We start from the raw sequence: 17,518 nt of genomic DNA, 5'->3' as shown, positions 1-17,518 counted from the left end.
CTAATTGAATGATTTACTATACTTCCCTAGCTCTCGATTCAGCTCATAGACAAAGTCGCCGCCCGTTTTATCTAAATTCAATTCTTTTTTAATATTTTGGATATGTTTTTTTACTGTATTTTCCGAAATAAACATCAGTTCTGCTATTCGTTTAATCGAATAATGCTCTATGAGAAGTTTGGCTACCTGCCTTTGTCGTTCACTTAATCGTGGATGAATATCTATTGGAATCGTAGACTGTTCTATACTACTCAGAAATGTGATTTGAACTTGCTCGAGGGGATAAAAATCGGATACGTGGCTTGTTAATAAATGATACAATTCTAATAGTTTCTTCTCATCATGCTTGTCCACCCGCTGGGAATGAATCTTAATCGTAAACGTATTACCCATCTACTAATTACCTCCTATAAGTTGGTTTAAAGGATATTAGAAAGCACTGCGATGAATGAGTTAGATTCACATTCCTCCTAAACGATTATCTACTTTATAGTTGATAATAAGGATCATTATCACTATAATATTTAGGATAAATCATCCTTATTTAACCGTCCATATCTTAGAATCTCCTAAACTTTGCCTTATTGTTGCAGCTCAGCAATTAGAGTGACTAACTTTTTTCGAAAGATTCGTATTCTCACTCGATTGGTTACATTATTAAGGAGGGTAAAGCTCATGGTTTTGTCAGTCATAAAGGAACGAACCATACATACGCTTACTAGCATTCATAATCATTTACAAGTTAGTGATACTAAGTTGCCACCCTCTAGCGTCGATGAACCTACACTCCTATACTTCTCACAAGGCAGAGGTACTCTTGTCATTAATCATTCCACCTATCAAGTAGAACCCCTTCATTTATATGTTGTGCCAAAAGGAGGCTCTTATGAAGGAACCTTTCATTCACGCATAGTGGAATGGTATACCATTACATACGAAGCACTCACGTTAACCAAACGTGATGGACATTGGATTTGTTCACCTTCGTTAAACCCTCTATCTTTTTTAACAATAGGTTATATTCCCTTAAGAAGAAGTACGACCCTATTTATAGCTATTCGTAAGCTCTATTCATTAAGTCAAAACACCGACCATGAAACGAATGAGTTAGATATTTCCCTCCATAAATTATTATTACTCATTAAAGAGAACAGCCTCATAACTGAAAGAAATAGTGCAGCTTGGAGTGGTATCCAAGAAAGCATTACCTATATGCACAACAACTATACTCAAAAAATAGACCGTGACACATTAGCTCGTATCGCACAGCTAACACCCAGCTCCTATTGTAGAAGCTTCAAAAAATCAAAGGGTATGTCCCCTATGGATTATTTAAGCGATATTCGGATTAACCAAGCTAAGTTATTACTATCTGAAGGAATACCCAGCAAACATGTAGCTGTTTCTCTCGGATACGCGAGTGAATATTACTTTAGTCGCTTATTTAAACAGAAGACCGGACTTCCTCCAACACTGTATCTCAAAAGGGAACACCTCCGAGTCGCCGTTGCTTCTCGTTTCGATTATCATCTTAGTCTCATTTCAGTAGGCATCGAGCCAGTAGTTACTATTGATTGCTATAAACATCCCGGAATAGATGAAGCAGACTATGAACGCCGGTTAGCCAGTCAACTAGAAGAGTTAAAAATAGCTGGCCCAGATCTGATCATTGGAGACTATTCTCATGCTCCTTTCTATGATACATTCAAACGGATTGCACCAACTGTAATGATCGATTATGATCTGAATTGGCAAATTCCATATATGCGAATTGCTGAATTGGTTGGCCGTGAAGAGGATGCGAATAGGGTCATCAGTCAATTAAATGAACGAATCGCTGAAGCCGCAGAGCTATTAAAGGTTATAGCAGCAGAAAAACGTGTAGCCGTTATGCAATTAATGAGCGACCATGTTATTCTGCAAGGAACAATCAATCACCCACTGAATGACCTGCTCTACTCCGAGCTCAAATTACTTCCTGGGAAACATATTCCTAGCAAAAAGATGAGATTGGAACTATTCACCCCAGACATCCCACCTTTAGAAACTGAGCAACTATGGATTCGGTTATATTCCGATCATGCAGACGTTCAAGAAACACTCCGTAAAGTACAAGCTTTGCCCTTCTGGCAATCTATTCAAACCGATCATATTGGGCAAATCAGGTTTATTGACAATTGGTTTATAATGAGCTGGACGCCACAAGGCAGAGAAAACATTATTAATGATATTTTAGCTTATTTCGCGTTAAGCACAGAGTTATAGATACATGAACACAAAAAAGAGATTTCTCATGGAACTGTAGCTCTCATGAAAAGTCTCTTTTTTTGTTAGTCTATTTATTTTGCACAATATCCTTTAAGCCCTTTAGAAATCTACTAGATGCGTAACAAATTTGACCATTAACCATCTTAATTTCACGTTTGCCAACGTCTACTTCAACGATATTATCTTTGTTTACAATATACGAATTGTGACATCGGTAAAATCGACTATCCATCTCCAAAATTTCTTTTAACTTACCATAAAACTCAGCCTGACGATTTTTGGCATGAAGGATAATTTTGTGCAGTTGGGATGACGTTTCAAAAAACATGATGTCACCGTATTCTACACTAATCATTTTATCTCCGGCTTTCATTTGAAACAGCTTTCGGTTGTTAGTTTTATTGAGCACATAACGTTGGTTGGCTGTATCAATACACTCAGTAACACGTTTGCGTATGTCCGTAAACTTGTCCTTCGTAATATAGTCCATTGCTTCTACTTTATAAGTAAACGTTAAATAGGTTAGCTCAGGATGTGAAGTAACAAATACGATTGCTCCCTGACTATCATATTGACGAATTTCTGCTCCGAGTGCAATCCCGCTTTTTTCTTCTTTCAAATCGACGTCTAGAAAATATAATCCTATGACTTTATTATTTTTTAAATAGTCAATAATTTCTTCTGAATTTTCCGTTGCTAGAACGATCTTCATATCGAGGTTTTCCATCATAATATAGTCAGACACATATTTTATCATCCGATTACGTTGCTCTTCATCATCTTCACAAATAAACACCTCTAACATACGGTACCCTCCTGCTACTATTATTTGCCTAAATAGAGTAGTTGAACGAATTCACCCTTATTGCTCTGAGTATCGAGCGTAACACCTTGAAATTGACTGATGATTTCCTTTAAGTTACTAAGTCCAAGACCGCGGTTGCTTCCTTTTGTTGAAAATCCTTTTTCAAACAATTTGTAGAGTGGTACTTCTCCCTCTCGGCAACTATTTGCTACTATGATTAGTTCTGAGTGCTCATACTTAATTAAAGCTACCTTTAATGTGGGTGCTTCACACAATACAGCTTCTTCAATAGCATTATCGAGCAATATACCTAAACAGCGGCATAGCTGAACGGATTCCATATGAACCGTTTCAATTGGCTCCGAAGCCTCAAGTACTGTATCGATTTTTAATTCCTGTGCTTTAATTAGTTTGGAGGATAAAATCCCTTTAAGCTCTTGCAGCTTCACATTATGTAACGCAGTTAGTTTGAAGTCATTTGACTGCATATCGTAGCTTATCGGAATGATTTTTTGTTCAAAATAGGACTGTAGTCTCCCAATGTCTTTTCCTTGAATATATTCAGACATCGTTAGTAATGTATCCATATAGTCTTGGCGGAACTTTTGCATATCGCCGTAAAGCTGCTCTAAATTCACTGTATATTCCATCATTCGCTCGTATTGCTGCTGTCCATTTTGCATGACCATATCCCGCTTTACACTGCGAATGATAATGATAAATACGATGACCAACATTGCAAAATAAAAAAGAAACATAACGCTGTTCACTCGGATATTATCGTCGGTATATCCTTGCTGGGCACCGATCCAGCTATTGGCATAGAGAATCAAAAATGTTGCGCTGCAAAGTGTAATAAAGAGAATGCTATAACGTTTAACCATCTTTTGCTCACTCTTGATCTTATATAAGAAAAGACGGATTATTGCACACAGGATAAAACTGATAACAAAACTACCAATGAGACCGACGTAAGCGTAAAATGCTTCATTTTGTGTCATCTCTGATGTAATAGAAAACATTTTAGTACTAATAAAATGGTAGATGAAATGACCTATTTCTAGTAATAGTAGAGACACAATAGGAAGTAGTATGCTAGTCCCAATCTCTCTATATTTCAAAAATAAACAAATCATATAATAAATAATAACTACTATTATTCCTAAAAATCCCATTGCATAAAGAGAAGATATCCCTAGTACTACTCCGCCTGCTATCATTGCAAGAAGTATACTAGTATTCCATTTCGTTTTGGATAACACCAGGATGAAAATCGCAATACTTATCAACTGAAGTGATTCTATATAATAGATCAATTTCCCACTTCTCCTTACGTGCAAACATTACCACTTAAATATAGGATACCTATCGCTACATGAATAGTCAATATTAGGAACAAAGACCATTGATACCTTCATAGTCCTAATTTTGTATTGATAGATGTTAGTTTGCAAGTTATTGCGTTTGAGTCTTCTAGCTTAATTTAATAGGACTAGGAAGGTAAATATACGGTTACATGGTTTTTTATTACAGTTATGAAACCTATCCTATCCATTCCTACTCAACTATGATAGAAAATGAAGCTGATAGGGCTAATATAATCACAATCGTACGTTCTCCCTTATTATTAGTTGCAGAGGGGTGAACAAACGAGATGCAAAAACAAGCTACTGTACAGATGAATGTAATAGAATCGATTGCAGACCAAGTGGCCTTATGGCTAAACAAAGAACGTAATGGAAGCCACATTGACTATTTAAAGATGAAGTTAGGTATCGAGATAATACTTACAAATCTAACAACTAGTGTCCTCATCTATGGAGTTGCATTAGCTTGTAATTTGGTACTTCAGACGCTCGTCCTTCACAGTGCTTACTATGCCATTCGACGAGTTTCTTTCGGATTACATGCTAGTACCCGTCTCCGATGTAGTGCTGTCAGTATTGTACTCTTTGTAGGAACACCGATGCTCGGCTCTTACCTCCTGATGAACAATTTGGTTGTAACCATACTAGGAAGTTTGCTTACTCTATTGTTATACCGGTACGCACCGGCTGACACTGACAAATTTCCATTACTAGGGGAAGAACGTAGACGTAAGTTACGCCGTTCATCAGTCATTACTAGTATTCTTATTACACTAATTGCCCTCTTATGTCCAAACATACTTATTAAAAGCTTGCTTATGATCGGATTAGCGTTACAGGTCATAATGATTCTTCCAATAACTTATAAACTATTGAATAGGAGTGTTCAGAATTATGAACAATATGAGAGATAAGTTTGTTAAAGGAATGAAAGATCAATTTACGAAATCGATGAGTAAATTTGTAATTAAAAGTGGTGAAGTTGCTTTAGAAAAATGTTGTCTTGGTACATTTTACGAACCGAGCATACCTTTAGATCTGTTGAAGAAATCTTAACTATACAATCAAACCCAAATAAAAATCACTTTACTTATGTTAAAAACTAAGTAAAGTGATTTTTCATGTCGTTGACAATAATTAACGTGTTAGATACTATTGAATTGATCATATGTAAATTTATACCTAAAGGTGGACTTTCATGTTATTTTTCTTTATTGTATTAATACAAATGGCTATGTATTGTTTGTCTATCCCCATTCTTCTAAAAGAACGATTAGGATGGAAAACGATAACCGTAATGCTCATAGGTGCACAGTCAATTTGCTATAACTTATTCCCGATTATGGGAGCAATGAGTACTTTAGTCGTCCTCGTTTTTTTAACGGGATGTATGTACGCTAAGACGAAGAAAGTATTAATGAGTATCACTATTCCAATTATTCCGGTACTCTTCATGGTCATAAGCGATTATACGATTAGTCTTTTAACTATACACTTCCTCAAACTGTCCAATGCTGATCTTCAACAAAAACCTCTCTACCTTCTAATACTTCTTACCGGAATTTCGATTCTTGGAATCACTTTCTGCTATGTTGGTCGCTACTTATTTTATAAAGTAGGAGGAAATGAATTATTTTTTAAACGTTACGGGCTGCTCATTACGATAATGACTGTTCTCACATTAGCCATTTTTTACATTAATATATGGCTAGGCAAGAAACAAGGATTTTCTGATGAAATTGTTAGAGCGAATAGTATCCTCTTTTTCTTCTACTTTTTTATCATTATCGCTGTATGTGCCGTATTAATGAGAATTGTATTAAAAGAAACAAACTTACAAAACCAGCAAACCCAATATAATCGGCTGACAGTCTATACACAAGATTTAGAAAGCCTGTATGTAGACATGCAGAAATTCCGTCATGACTATGTCAACATTTTACTAACGATGTCCGAATATATTCGCTCCAAAGATGTTGATCGTCTTCAAGTCTACTTCGAACAAAAAATATTACCGATCAGCCAAAGCATGCAGTCAAGCAACTTCAAACTAGATGCGCTTCATAATGTTAAAGTTCAGGAATTAAAACGGCATCTATCCTCCAAACTCATTAGAGCACAAGCACTAAACATTGATGTTGTTACCGAGGTTTCTGAGCCAATTGTTGAAGTGAATATGAACTCCATTGTCTTAATTCGCTGTCTCGACATTATGCTCGATAGTGCCATTGAAGAAGCTGTCTTATGTGCTCAGCCAAGTGTCAACTTAAGCATCACCAAATCAGAAAATTCAGTTGATATTACGATAACAAATAGCTGCCAATCCAAAACGCCATTTGTCTTAGAGTTGTTAACAAGAGGCTTCACATCAAAAGGTACTGACATCAGCCCTGCTCTTAAAACTTTGACAGAGATCGTTTCTACTTGTGATACCGCTGAACTGGATACACAACTAAATGAATTTCATTTCACTCAGCAGCTCAAAATTAACTCCTTCTCAAAAACAGCTAAAAAGATCGGGTGATCTTATTACACAGAAAACACCTTCAATATAATGTTCCCATGTCGGAAGATATGGAGACAAATTTGAAGGTGTTTTTCATTGACAATAAGAAGAAATTACTTGGAAGATATATAAATTCATCCTTAAAGGTGGACGTACATGTCATTTTTCTTTATTTCATTAATACAAATGGCTGCGCATTGTCTGGCTATCCCCATTCTACTAAAAGAACGATTAGGATGGAAAACAATAGCCGTAATGCTCATAGGTGCGCAATCGATAGGTTATAACTTGTTTCCAGTAATGGGCGCAATGAGTACCTTGATTATAGTCGTCTTTTTTATGGGATGTATGTATGTGAAGACAAAAAAAGTATTAATGAGTATAACAATTTCAATTATCCCAGTACTCCTTATGGTCATAAGTGATTATACGATTAGTCTATTAACCATGCACTTCCTCAAACTTTCCAGTGCTGATTTACAACAACCTCACTACCTTTTATTACTTGTTACTGGAATTTCAATTCTTGGAATCACTTTCTGCTACGCTGGTCGCTACTTGTTTTATAAAATGGGTGAAAATGAACTGTTTTTTAAACGTTTCGGGCTGCTCCTTACGATAATGAGTGTTCTCACACTCGCTATTTTTTACATTAATATATGGCTTGGCAAGCAACAGGATTTTTCTGATGAAATTGTTAGAGCAAACAGTGTTCTTTTTTTCTTCTACTTTATTATGATTATCGCCGTATGTGCCGTTTTGATGAGAATTGTAGTGAAAGAAACAAACTTACAAAACCAGCAAATACAATATAATCGACTGAAGGTATACACGCAAGATTTAGAAAGCCTGTATGTAGATATGCAGAAATTCCGCCATGACTATGTCAATATTTTGCTGACGATGTCCGAATACATTCGTTCCAAGGATGTTGATCGTCTCCAAGTCTATTTCGAACAAAAAATATTGCCGATTAGCCAAGGGATACAGTCAAGCAGCAACTTCAGGCTAGATGACCTTCATCATGTTAGAGTTCAGCAGCTCAAAACCAACTCCATCTCAAAAGCAGCTGAAAAGATCGGGTGACCTTATTGCCTAACCGCAATAATAATAAATAAACCCACCTTACTAACATTGGTTGTACACCATTGCTAGTAAGGTGGTTTTTATTTTACTTTCTAATGAATGACATTCCGTTATCAGCTGGCAATCAACTTTTCAATAATGTCTTTCACTTCAGCTTTTTTTGGAACGACGATACTGCATATTTCCGTCTCCTCTTTCATGAAGCAATACCCTGTCAAAAAGGGGAATCGCTTAAACTGAAAGTTATAAACCTCCTTCTCGCCATATTTTTCTGATTGAATCGTCTGGATCTCGTAAATGGTATAGTCAGCTAGCAAGCCCATCTTAAGTGCTTTACCTAATGCTTCCTTACAGCTAAAGAACATGTAAGCCATTTCTATTTTGGATGATGATTCCCCGATCAGAACTTTCTCTGACTCGTTTAACATATCCTCAATCGGAATGTCTGGACGCATCGTTTCCATATCTATACCTACTAAGTTGTCTTTCGAATAAAGAATAGATAAAGCATATGTTTTGGAATGACTAAGCCCTACTTCAATAATATGATCTTTAATAATAGGAAACCTGAGCACACCGTACTCAACCGTTATTCGATTATATGCTTCATCAAGAGAAGGGAAGTTGTCTGATAAATTTTTCTTAATGGCATATCGACCATAAAGAAACTCTCTTTTCCTTCCTTCATTTGATATTTTTTGATACATGTTCATTTCGAAAGGGCTCAAAACTGTGCCGACGTCGATCGACTCCTGTCCACCGATCCGGATAAGATTCGGGATAATCATAGGTGAATCACCCCGTATACGATAACATTTTTTTCGATTTTGTCTGCCAATAATAGTAGAACAACAGATCGGCTGTAAAGCCGACGTTTATTAGCAAGATAAAACCTAGATATAAGCTGCCTCCAATAGTATCTAGTGAAAATGTAGATAATATTGCAGCGGACAGGAGTACGCTGACAGCAGCACAAAGCTGAACAACTTTTGCAGATCGATAATGCAGCTTCCGATAAAGGCCTGCTACGAACAGGAATATTCCTGGGTACAGCAACGATTCCTGTATTGAACCAAACTCAAATCCATCTTGGCCTAACGTATAGGTTGGAATTTTCAAGCAGAGCAATATTCCTGCTATAATGAGCAAATTATCAATCCATTTTCGATGGCGCCCTAGCATAATAGAAAACCAGGCAGTGACTACATTCATGTAAGCTAGTGTTACTACTACCATTGAAGCTACCATTCCAATGACGATCCAATACGTTTCATTAGGGAGGAATTGATCTTCACCTATAGCAACTAAAAAATAAACAATGTAGGCCGTTACCATGAGCATTTTTATACCCCAATATACTTTCAAACTTCCTTCAAACATTGTACGCTGGGAGCTGTCCATTTGCAGCTCGTATTTCCGATACAAAAAATCATAGATTGTACGCTGCATGCCTTTCATCTCCTATCATGCTGGAAATTTCAGAAATGGTTGGGTTTTCGATAATGTCAAAGAAACTAAGGTCGCTTCCGAATGCGTGATTAATCTCACGAGCAATTTCCCAAATAATAATAGAGTCGATAGCAAATTCGAATAGATTCGTTCCATCGGTTACTTCTTCAGCGTTTACATACTTCTGTATAATTTTTGCGATCCTTTTTGTTTTAGGTAAGAAATAATGATCGTACAACGTTTTTGTATCCGTTTTTCCATTGTTTGTGAGCGGTAGCTCACTTACATACACCGTTTTGAATGGGAGCATATACATCGGAAGAACTTTCTTGAGCTTATTGCTCAGATTATCTAATCGAGACGTAACAGCTAAATAGATTTTTTTATCCTGTACGAAAGCATGAGCATTTTTTACACCTAATGATTTAGCGGCATATTCGACCTCTTGCAAGTCAATGCGATAGCCGTTTATTTTCACTTGAGTGTCCTTTCTACCAAGATAAACAATTCTACCGTCATCTCTGATCCTTACCAAATCTCCTGTCTTGTACACTTTTTTACCGTTCCAGTTAATAAAGGACTCCCGTGTTTTCTCCTCGTTACCGATGTAACCAAGTCCTACCCCCATACCAGTTGCATAAAGCTCTCCTTCTGTACTAAGCTCTCCCTTATCATCTACAATAAATAACTCTGTACCATAAAATGCTTTCCCTATTGCGATTTCGTCTACTTCACCTTCCATTACATCTATTGTTGTAAACACTGAATTTTCGGTCGGACCGTAGCCATTAATAACTTTCGTATATGGCAGCACTTGGCGCACATGATGTAAGCTAAGCTGTTCCCCTCCAATAATGATGTGGCTAAGCTTTTGAAACATTTCCGGCTTTTTATCAACCCAGAAGTTAAACAACGAGCTTGTAATCCACATCATGTCAATTTCTTGCTTAATACGTTTTTCGACTAGATAAATGTTTAAAGTTTCTGTTTTGGATAAGAGCGCTACCGTCATCCCATTCATTAATCCTCCCCAAATCTCAATGATTGAGGCATCAAATTCTAATGGGCTAATATGCGAAATCGTTTTATCTGCTGAGAAACCAAGACGTTCTTCACCAAGTAACCGAATGATTCCGCGGTCTGGAATACCAACTGCCTTAGGTAATGATGTTGTTCCTGATGTAAAAATAACGTAACATAAATGCTCCGGCGTTCGTTCTTCCACCTGCCATACCTCTTCGAGAGAAGCATCAGGCTCAAGGATTTGATCGATCGTTACTTGAATGCTAAGCGTTTCTCGCATATATTGCTTACGGCTTTCTGGATAGTCTTTATTAATAACCGTGTATGCCGCACCCGCTTTTAAAATGGCAATCATTGAAGCAATAGCTTCAATGCTACGTTCCAGTTCGATAGCTACAACTTCACCAGGAGAAACGCCTGCTTCACGTAAATGATTGTAATATTGATTTGAAAGTGCATTTAGTCCTCCAAATGTGATAGATCGATTTGTCTCCGAAATGGCGACTTTATCTTTTTTGCTCGAAAACTGCGTTTTTAAAAAATCTAAAATATTAGTCATATCATCCTTAGCCTCCTATTTTTAAATCAGGGATTGCTTTTTATTCAAAATAAATGTCGTTATATCAGTAATGACTTCCTGCTGGCATTCAAAGAGGAAAAAATGCGCAGCTGCATAATTGTATTTGCTAATTTCACCGCTTGATAATTCATCCCAATGATCAATTTCGGATACAGAACGATCTTCGCTCCCCTGGAAGATTGCAACTTGAATGGAGGGGTCAAAAGAATGACAGTGAAAATGATTGAAGAGATTGTACGTTTGAATAGACTTAATGTCACTGCGCAGCGCTGGTAGAAATAGCCTACGCATTTGTGGTGATTGAAATTGATCTTCGCTAATTAATCCATAAACTTTGCAATACCGGAGTAGATCTTCATCACTTTCAATGTTTTCATGGACTACTTCAATACGATGAGGCGGTGTAGCTGCCATAAACATCAATTTCGTAATGTTGTATCCTTCGCTTTCAAACAATTTCGCTAATTCGTAAGCGATAATGGATCCCATACTGTAGCCGATAAAGATGATTTCTTCAGTCGTATTTAGCTGACCAGAAAGTTGCTGATACAAGTCAGAGACGTTGTCATGGAGCAAATCATAGGGCTTTTCGGAAAATCTTCGTCCGTGGCCCGCATACTCTACCGAAATCACTTCAATTTCCTCATCAATTTTCTTTAAATGTTTCTGCAGTTCTGCAAATACATTGATATGTGAACCTGCATAAGGGAAACATAGTACTTTCATCAAACATTCCTCCCTTTTATATCTGTATCAATTAACAAGTGATACATATTTCCGTGCATTGAATAGATCGGAAATGAAAACAAATGGTAATCGTTGCTGTTTGCAGCCCAAACTTCTTCATCAATTGAGCCAATATAATGGTTTGGTCTTTCAACATACCTGCCTTGAATGACGGTTCCATCACGTTTAGCTTCCAGCAAGCGGCATAGACCCATTAGTCCGTAATATCCAACAACGTATTGAACATCTTCTTTTAAGAAGCCGCCTTTAAGATTGGGATACGCTTTATGCACATTACGCAGGCATGAAAACTCTGCTGTATCGTCGATTTCATTCCCTCGTCCATATAGATCGAGGAAAATATGTTCGTCTGTGTGTACTCCTGCTTCGTTTAATGAAGCTACAATCAGCTTTTTGACTGCATTACGATTAACAACAGCGCTCCTCATCGTTCCTACTCCGATATGCCGAATTTCAGCTAAAATGGTGTCTCCGTCTAATAACGCTTGTTCCTTATCTTTGAGCAGAAAGGCTGCTCCGCCTTCCGAATAATAATGACCAGAAGCACCTTGCTCGAATGGCTCTGTGAATCGATCGTTACCTACTCCGAATGGGGAGAGTTCATATGGAAAAGGGCTAGTAGCTGCACATGAACCTCCACATACTGCAGTATCGAACTGACCTTGCTTAATCCGGTTATAGCTGCTAAAAAGCGATCCGATTCCTGAAGTCGATGCCTCACTTATCATTTCTATTGCTGGTGATTTCCCCGTCTTCAGTTGCTTTAGATAGGCGAGGGGATCGAGAAACTCCATCGCCGTCATAAAGTTTTCCGGTTCTAACCCCAAATACATCGATTTAGAAAGCTGATCGGTCTGGGGTGAACCAACTGAAACGAGCAAATTGCTTTTTGTCCCAATGAGGTGTGCATCTACCAGTGATTGAAACAAAGATAACGTCATTCGTTCACTTGAGAGGAGGAATCGGGCTTTATTTGCCTCAACCGATTCCAACTCAAACTTCTCTGTTACAGAGGGATAGAACAATCCGTCAAAGGATTCTATTCCCTCCATATTCGTATTAAAGTGTCTACTCAGCTCTAGTAGCCTGTTTTCCCAAATAGCCCGTTTATTATAAAAGAGTTTCTTCGCTGCATCGGCATTCGATGCAGGAAGATCATAACGGCAATCTACGATAACTACACTGCTTTCACTCTTGCTCATGCTGCAGCATCCTCTAGCAATTCCTCCACGTATTCACTTAGTTGAAGAATCGTTGGATAAATAAATACGTCTGCTACTTCCATATCAATCTTGAATTGCTCTGCGATTGGCGCATAGATACCAAATGCTTTGAGAGAATCTCCCCCTAGCTCAGTAAAGGTCTTTTTCACATCGATTTGGTCAAGATCAAGTACAGAAGCGAATACAACAGTAATAAATTTTTGTGTTTCATTCAGCATTTCTGCACCAGTAACCGTCAGTGATTCAAAACTTTTAATTTTGTATGGGCTCGCACCATTCGCACTTTCATCTCCTTCAGAACGAACAACTTTACGTCCTTCTAGGTTCGGCAAACGGATATAGCTGCCTAGATACTCTTCCATTTTCTCGTTATTAAATTCCCCTACAATAACTCTTGGCGTATTAGCATCAAGCGTTAATCTGATATATTCTCGTCCGACAATAGCAGGAATCGACTTCATTAATAAATGCTCATCAGCTGTGGCAATATCTCCAAAGTTTAATGCCATTCCTGTATCATTCCAGCCCGGCCATTGGATTGACGTGATCCGCTCATCTGCAAGCGATGCACCTTCTAAGAATGCATTCGCAAATGTGTAAGAGAATTGTCCAGCCGAACCAACGATCGTTGTCATCGAAGAACTTGTAACGAAAAATTGAAGTGGCAGATTTGCAGAAGCGTTCCTTAGTAACGTTGTACCGATTACTTTGGGAGCAGCAATTCGTAAAAACTCTTCTTCTGTTTTTGTAAACAACATGCCTTCCTCAGGTACGCCAGCAAGATGTACAATACCAGCGATTGTTCCCGTCCCAGTTAGTTCATCAAACACTCGTTTTACATCCTGTTCGACTGCAATATCACAACGGTGGAATGTCACTTCTCCCTTAGCTTGAATGTGCAGAATTCGGTTTAATTTAGCTTCTTCCGCAGGAGTACGCTCCTGTTTAGCCGTCAATGCAGTGAATATGTCATTACGTCCAAGAGCTGCAATGCGGATATTCGGGTTAAGCTCGAACAATTGCTCCATATATTCTAGTCCAACACCACCATATCCACCTGTAACAATGACTGTGTCACCATCTGCTAGTTCAACTGGCTTACGCTCAAGCTCACGAACTTCGACAAGAGCTTCTTCGTATAGATTTCCGCTTTCGAAGACAACTTTTTTGCCTGCAAGCTCTTCAATTAGAGCTATAGCGAGTAATGAATCGATTGAAAATTCAGATATTTGAACAGTAAGCGTTGTAAATCCAGTATTCTCAAGTCCTGGAATACGACCAGAACTTAGTAGCGCATACTGCAATGGATTAATATTTCCACCACTATTATCGAGCGAGAAGCCATGATCTGCTGCAACAATTAGCTTTCCGCCACGTTTCAAATATTTACTCGCAGACTTTGCGAAGCGGAAGTAATGAGCACTTTCCTCTTCTACCTTTGCAGCATCCAATTGTTCTTGCTGGCCTAACCACGGTGTGTAGATAACATAATCATAACGTTCTGTCTTTTGAGTTAGCTCCCTGTAATCAGCATAGTCCAGCTCAATAGCTGCGTTAGATACAGCTTTTCCATTGTCGTTGCCGATGTAGAGCACTTTAGCTCCCGCAACCTTTGTAAGTGAATTAATCGCTACAACTTTATCAGAAAGCTCATAACGAATTTCATTCATCTGAGGTTTCAAGAACATGTTCGCGAATGCCTTCATCACGTATTTTTCCAAATAAGCAACGACATCACCTTGTTCATTGTGTACAGCAATATTTGCTGTAATGATGTCATGATCAGCGTCTGGATCGTATAGCAACTCAGTTACAGAGTAAACCTTTTGTGTAAACTTATTACCAGTGAATGTGAATTTTCCATACGATAACGGCAGGTATGTTTTGTTTCGCACTTGTGCTCTTTCGTATACCATTGCTCCGAGAATGCCGTCTAATATAGAAGGATGCAAATTATAGCTATCCAAATCTGTGCTAAACTCGTTGCTGAGGTTTAGTGACAACAAAATTTCTTGTTTATGACGTCTTGCCATCTTAAACTCATGGTTAATGAAGTCCCAACGACCTTTGAAGAAGTTGCTTGTCTCATTACCGAGTGTAGTCGGCTGTGGATGAGACTCGATTTCGTCTTTGATATCTATACGGTTTAACTGAAGCTCATCTTGTTTCTTCAATACGAACACGGCATGGGTTACATATTGCTCTAGATCATCATTTTCATAAGAGAATACTTCTACTTCAAGCTGTTTGCCGGATTTATTGACGTGGACTTGGAATGTTTTGTCCCCTTTTTCCTCTAATTGAATTAAATTTTTGAAGTATAACTTCTCCAAAGTGAAGCCTGGTGTCTTGAAATACAACAGAGCTAATTCGGAAGCGAGCTGCGTATAAGTCGTGCCTGAGAATGTACGTTTACCGCCAATGCGGTGATCATCAACAAACCAGTCGCTTGGGGACAATGTAACTTGATAAACATCAGACTTATCTGATCTGAGCGTCTGTTTTTTAATAAGTGTCGCTTTAACAGCCAAACTTGGACCGCTAGTCCCGCGACGAGTATATTTTTTTACATTTGCCCAAAGCACTTCACGCTTAAATTCATACGTAGGCAATGAAACTGTCTGAGCTCCATCAAAGCTAAACGAGTCTAAAGCTGTTTCAAGACCGTCCAATTGTAGTTGAATCAATTCGGTAAGTGGGAAAACTTCTCCGCCCGAACGTAGTCGGTGCTGCATAAGTTTCTTCATATCCGATGAAATGGACTCACTATTTGTGGAGAATATTCCTTCAGCATCACTTAACGTATCTTTCTCAAGGGCAACGATAGATTGTTTAAGTTTGCGATTAAATTCGTCTGCCGTGCTTGCCTGGAAACCAATACCTACAGCGTATCTATTTCTTCTATGAACGAGGGTATAAGCAATATCGCTCAATCTATAACTCTTCAAAAATTCCTCATTTACAATAAATTTCTTAAGCAGCGAGACAAGTTGCTCTACAGATTGTCCCGAGAAAATAAACGGGTATTCTTTATCATCTTGAACAACATCTTGTTTACGTTCAAATTCCTCAAGGATGACGTGGGCATTCGTTCCGCTGAATCCAAATGAGCTAACACCGCCACGACGTGGATACTTCCCTCTAACCCATGGGGTAACCTGTGTCGGGATATAAAACGGGCTATCGACGAAACGAATGTATTCGTTAGGAGCTTCGAAACCTTTATTCGGGAAAATTTCCTTGTTGCGTAGCGCAAGTGACATCTTGATCATTCCACCGACACCTGCGGCGCCAACTGTGTGACCAATATTTTCTTTTAAGCTGCTAAGTGCACAGAAACTCTTTTTGCTGACATACTTTTTGTATGCATCTGTTAGTCCTCTCGCTTCAATCGGATCACCTAGCTTCGTGCCTGTACCATGTGCATCAACGTATTCAACTGTTTCAGGTGAAATATTGCTACGCTCATAAGCTTCAAGCAACAAATCTTTTTGTGCGTGCGGATTAGGTGCTGTCAGTCCATTTGACCTGCCGTCACTGTTGATCATGCTGCCTCTAATAACGGCATGAATGTTGTCGTTGTCCGCAATTGCATCCTTTAATCTTTTCAAAATAACGATGCCGACGCCTTCACCAAAAATAGTCCCTTGTGATTCTGCTTCGAAAACTTTCAAAAATGAACGAGGTGTCTCAACATTGCTATACTGGTCTACAACACTACCTTGACGAGGGAATAAGCCAAGCGCAATTCCGCCAACAATTGCCGTATCAATTTCCTTGTCACGAAGCGTCTTCACCGCTAGATGCGCTGCGACAAGTGAGGAGGAGCATGCTGTATCAATAACAAACGATCCGCCGCTCATGTTATAGAGATAGTTCAACCTGCTTGCTAGAATACCTTCCCAGTTTCCAGCATTAACATGATTGGAATCCTCTTCGATCTCAGAGCGGTAGCTTGCTGTTATCGATTTGTCTTTTCCGATGTAAATGGCTGTTTTGCTGTCTTTGATCTTGTCCAATCGGATACCAGCGTCTTCTAATCCTAAATAGGAATGTTTCAGTACTAAGCGGTGTGTTGGATCAATATAACGAGCTTCATCTTCATTAATTCCGAAAAACTCGTAATCGAACGTTTCAATATCTTCCAAGTATGCACCTTTCTCATTGCACAGCCGAGCAAGAAACTCTTCTGGCGTCGTCTTCAAATGTGCAGCTCCATCTAGTAGATAAGGATGATCCTTTGGAATATAGTTAACGCGATTTTCCGGGAATGGTTTAAAACCTCTTTTGCCAAGCTTCACCGCTTTATAAAATTCGAATGTATCACGAGCATCTGTATACTCACATGAAATACCGACAATCGCAACGTCGTCTGGCAAAATTTCTTCTAGTAGAGATTTACCTACCTCAGGATTTAAATTCCCTTTCTTAATTTGACCAAAAATATATTCACTTGCTTGCATC

General features: G+C 38.4%; 14 protein-coding genes. 5 read left to right on the top strand and 9 right to left on the bottom strand.

Going from position 1 to position 17,518, the window contains the following annotated elements; genetic code table 11:
* On the bottom strand, positions 1-393 hold the full coding sequence (locus I6N90_RS20030) for a LuxR C-terminal-related transcriptional regulator (RefSeq protein WP_197937430.1): 393 nt from the start codon (positions 391-393) through the stop codon (positions 1-3).
* Positions 394-675: 282 nt separating this feature from the next.
* Between I6N90_RS20030 and I6N90_RS20025 the strand changes: the two genes are divergently transcribed.
* The gene (locus I6N90_RS20025; protein ID WP_197937429.1) at positions 676-2,265 is read left to right on the top strand and encodes a helix-turn-helix domain-containing protein; all 1,590 of its coding nucleotides are present in this window, start codon (positions 676-678) and stop codon (positions 2,263-2,265) included.
* A 70-nt stretch (positions 2,266-2,335) separates the two neighbouring features.
* Here the strand turns inward: I6N90_RS20025 and I6N90_RS20020 are convergent, their stop codons facing one another.
* Positions 2,336-3,073 (bottom strand): LytR/AlgR family response regulator transcription factor, encoded by a 738-nt coding sequence (locus I6N90_RS20020; RefSeq protein WP_197937428.1) that lies wholly within the window; start codon positions 3,071-3,073, stop codon positions 2,336-2,338.
* Between the two features lie 20 nt (positions 3,074-3,093).
* Positions 3,094-4,389, bottom strand: coding sequence for a sensor histidine kinase (locus I6N90_RS20015; RefSeq protein ID WP_197937427.1), 1,296 nt, complete (start codon positions 4,387-4,389; stop codon positions 3,094-3,096).
* Between the two features lie 338 nt (positions 4,390-4,727).
* Here I6N90_RS20015 and I6N90_RS20010 point away from each other — a divergent pair, with 338 nt between their 5' ends.
* The 4 genes from I6N90_RS20010 (at position 4,728) to I6N90_RS19995 (ending at position 8,032) form a co-directional block, all read left to right on the top strand.
* A complete protein-coding gene (locus I6N90_RS20010) occupies positions 4,728-5,354 on the top strand; it encodes an accessory gene regulator B family protein (protein WP_197937426.1) in 627 nt (208 codons plus the stop codon).
* Entirely contained in the window at positions 5,335-5,496 is a 162-nt protein-coding gene (locus I6N90_RS25485; RefSeq protein ID WP_197937425.1) for a cyclic lactone autoinducer peptide, read from the top strand. The genes I6N90_RS20010 and I6N90_RS25485 overlap by 20 nt, the downstream gene beginning before the upstream one ends.
* A 142-nt stretch (positions 5,497-5,638) precedes the next feature.
* Positions 5,639-6,964, top strand: coding sequence for a GHKL domain-containing protein (locus tag I6N90_RS20000; protein WP_197937424.1), 1,326 nt, complete (start codon positions 5,639-5,641; stop codon positions 6,962-6,964).
* A 138-nt stretch (positions 6,965-7,102) separates the two neighbouring features.
* Positions 7,103-8,032 carry a hypothetical protein gene (locus I6N90_RS19995; RefSeq protein WP_197937423.1) on the top strand — a complete coding sequence of 310 codons (930 nt, stop codon included), beginning with the start codon at positions 7,103-7,105 and terminating at the stop codon, positions 8,030-8,032.
* Between the two features lie 113 nt (positions 8,033-8,145).
* On the opposite strand, the gene I6N90_RS19990 is transcribed toward I6N90_RS19995, so the two are convergent.
* Genes I6N90_RS19990 through I6N90_RS19965 form a run of 6 tightly spaced genes read right to left on the bottom strand, consistent with a single transcriptional unit; the run spans position 8,146 to position 17,517 of the window.
* Positions 8,146-8,820, bottom strand: coding sequence for a 4'-phosphopantetheinyl transferase family protein (locus tag I6N90_RS19990; protein WP_197937422.1), 675 nt, complete (start codon positions 8,818-8,820; stop codon positions 8,146-8,148).
* Positions 8,821-8,827: 7 nt separating this feature from the next.
* Entirely contained in the window at positions 8,828-9,481 is a 654-nt protein-coding gene (locus tag I6N90_RS19985; protein WP_197937421.1) for a hypothetical protein, read from the bottom strand.
* Positions 9,462-11,063 (bottom strand): non-ribosomal peptide synthetase, encoded by a 1,602-nt coding sequence (locus I6N90_RS19980; RefSeq protein WP_197937420.1) that lies wholly within the window; start codon positions 11,061-11,063, stop codon positions 9,462-9,464. Before I6N90_RS19980 ends, I6N90_RS19985 begins: the two co-directional genes overlap by 20 nt.
* Positions 11,064-11,084: 21 nt before the next feature.
* Positions 11,085-11,810 carry a thioesterase II family protein gene (locus I6N90_RS19975; protein ID WP_197937419.1) on the bottom strand — a complete coding sequence of 242 codons (726 nt, stop codon included), beginning with the start codon at positions 11,808-11,810 and terminating at the stop codon, positions 11,085-11,087.
* On the bottom strand, positions 11,810-13,033 hold the full coding sequence (locus tag I6N90_RS19970) for a beta-ketoacyl synthase N-terminal-like domain-containing protein (protein WP_197937418.1): 1,224 nt from the start codon (positions 13,031-13,033) through the stop codon (positions 11,810-11,812). Before I6N90_RS19970 ends, I6N90_RS19975 begins: the two co-directional genes overlap by 1 nt.
* On the bottom strand, positions 13,030-17,517 hold the full coding sequence (locus I6N90_RS19965; protein ID WP_197937417.1) for a beta-ketoacyl synthase N-terminal-like domain-containing protein: 4,488 nt from the start codon (positions 17,515-17,517) through the stop codon (positions 13,030-13,032). The genes I6N90_RS19970 and I6N90_RS19965 overlap by 4 nt, the downstream gene beginning before the upstream one ends.
* Position 17,518 lies beyond the last annotated feature (1 nt).

The sequence above is a fragment of the Paenibacillus sp. GSMTC-2017 genome (assembly GCF_016019935.1).
Taxonomy (GTDB): domain Bacteria; phylum Bacillota; class Bacilli; order Paenibacillales; family Paenibacillaceae; genus Pristimantibacillus.
This window is presented reverse-complemented; position numbering and strand designations above follow the sequence as displayed.

Coding starts and splice junctions, on each gene's coding strand:
- I6N90_RS19975 (WP_197937419.1), bottom strand. CDS start 11,810: ATGAAAGTACTATGTTTCCCTTATGCAGGTTCACATATCAATGTATTT.
- I6N90_RS25485 (WP_197937425.1), top strand. CDS start 5,335: ATGAACAATATGAGAGATAAGTTTGTTAAAGGAATGAAAGATCAATTT.
- I6N90_RS20010 (WP_197937426.1), top strand. CDS start 4,728: ATGCAAAAACAAGCTACTGTACAGATGAATGTAATAGAATCGATTGCA.
- I6N90_RS19980 (WP_197937420.1), bottom strand. CDS start 11,063: ATGACTAATATTTTAGATTTTTTAAAAACGCAGTTTTCGAGCAAAAAA.
- I6N90_RS19995 (WP_197937423.1), top strand. CDS start 7,103: ATGTCATTTTTCTTTATTTCATTAATACAAATGGCTGCGCATTGTCTG.
- I6N90_RS20020 (WP_197937428.1), bottom strand. CDS start 3,073: ATGTTAGAGGTGTTTATTTGTGAAGATGATGAAGAGCAACGTAATCGG.
- I6N90_RS20025 (WP_197937429.1), top strand. CDS start 676: ATGGTTTTGTCAGTCATAAAGGAACGAACCATACATACGCTTACTAGC.
- I6N90_RS19990 (WP_197937422.1), bottom strand. CDS start 8,820: ATGATTATCCCGAATCTTATCCGGATCGGTGGACAGGAGTCGATCGAC.
- I6N90_RS19970 (WP_197937418.1), bottom strand. CDS start 13,033: ATGAGCAAGAGTGAAAGCAGTGTAGTTATCGTAGATTGCCGTTATGAT.
- I6N90_RS19965 (WP_197937417.1), bottom strand. CDS start 17,517: ATGCAAGCAAGTGAATATATTTTTGGTCAAATTAAGAAAGGGAATTTA.
- I6N90_RS20000 (WP_197937424.1), top strand. CDS start 5,639: ATGTTATTTTTCTTTATTGTATTAATACAAATGGCTATGTATTGTTTG.
- I6N90_RS19985 (WP_197937421.1), bottom strand. CDS start 9,481: ATGCAGCGTACAATCTATGATTTTTTGTATCGGAAATACGAGCTGCAA.
- I6N90_RS20030 (WP_197937430.1), bottom strand. CDS start 393: ATGGGTAATACGTTTACGATTAAGATTCATTCCCAGCGGGTGGACAAG.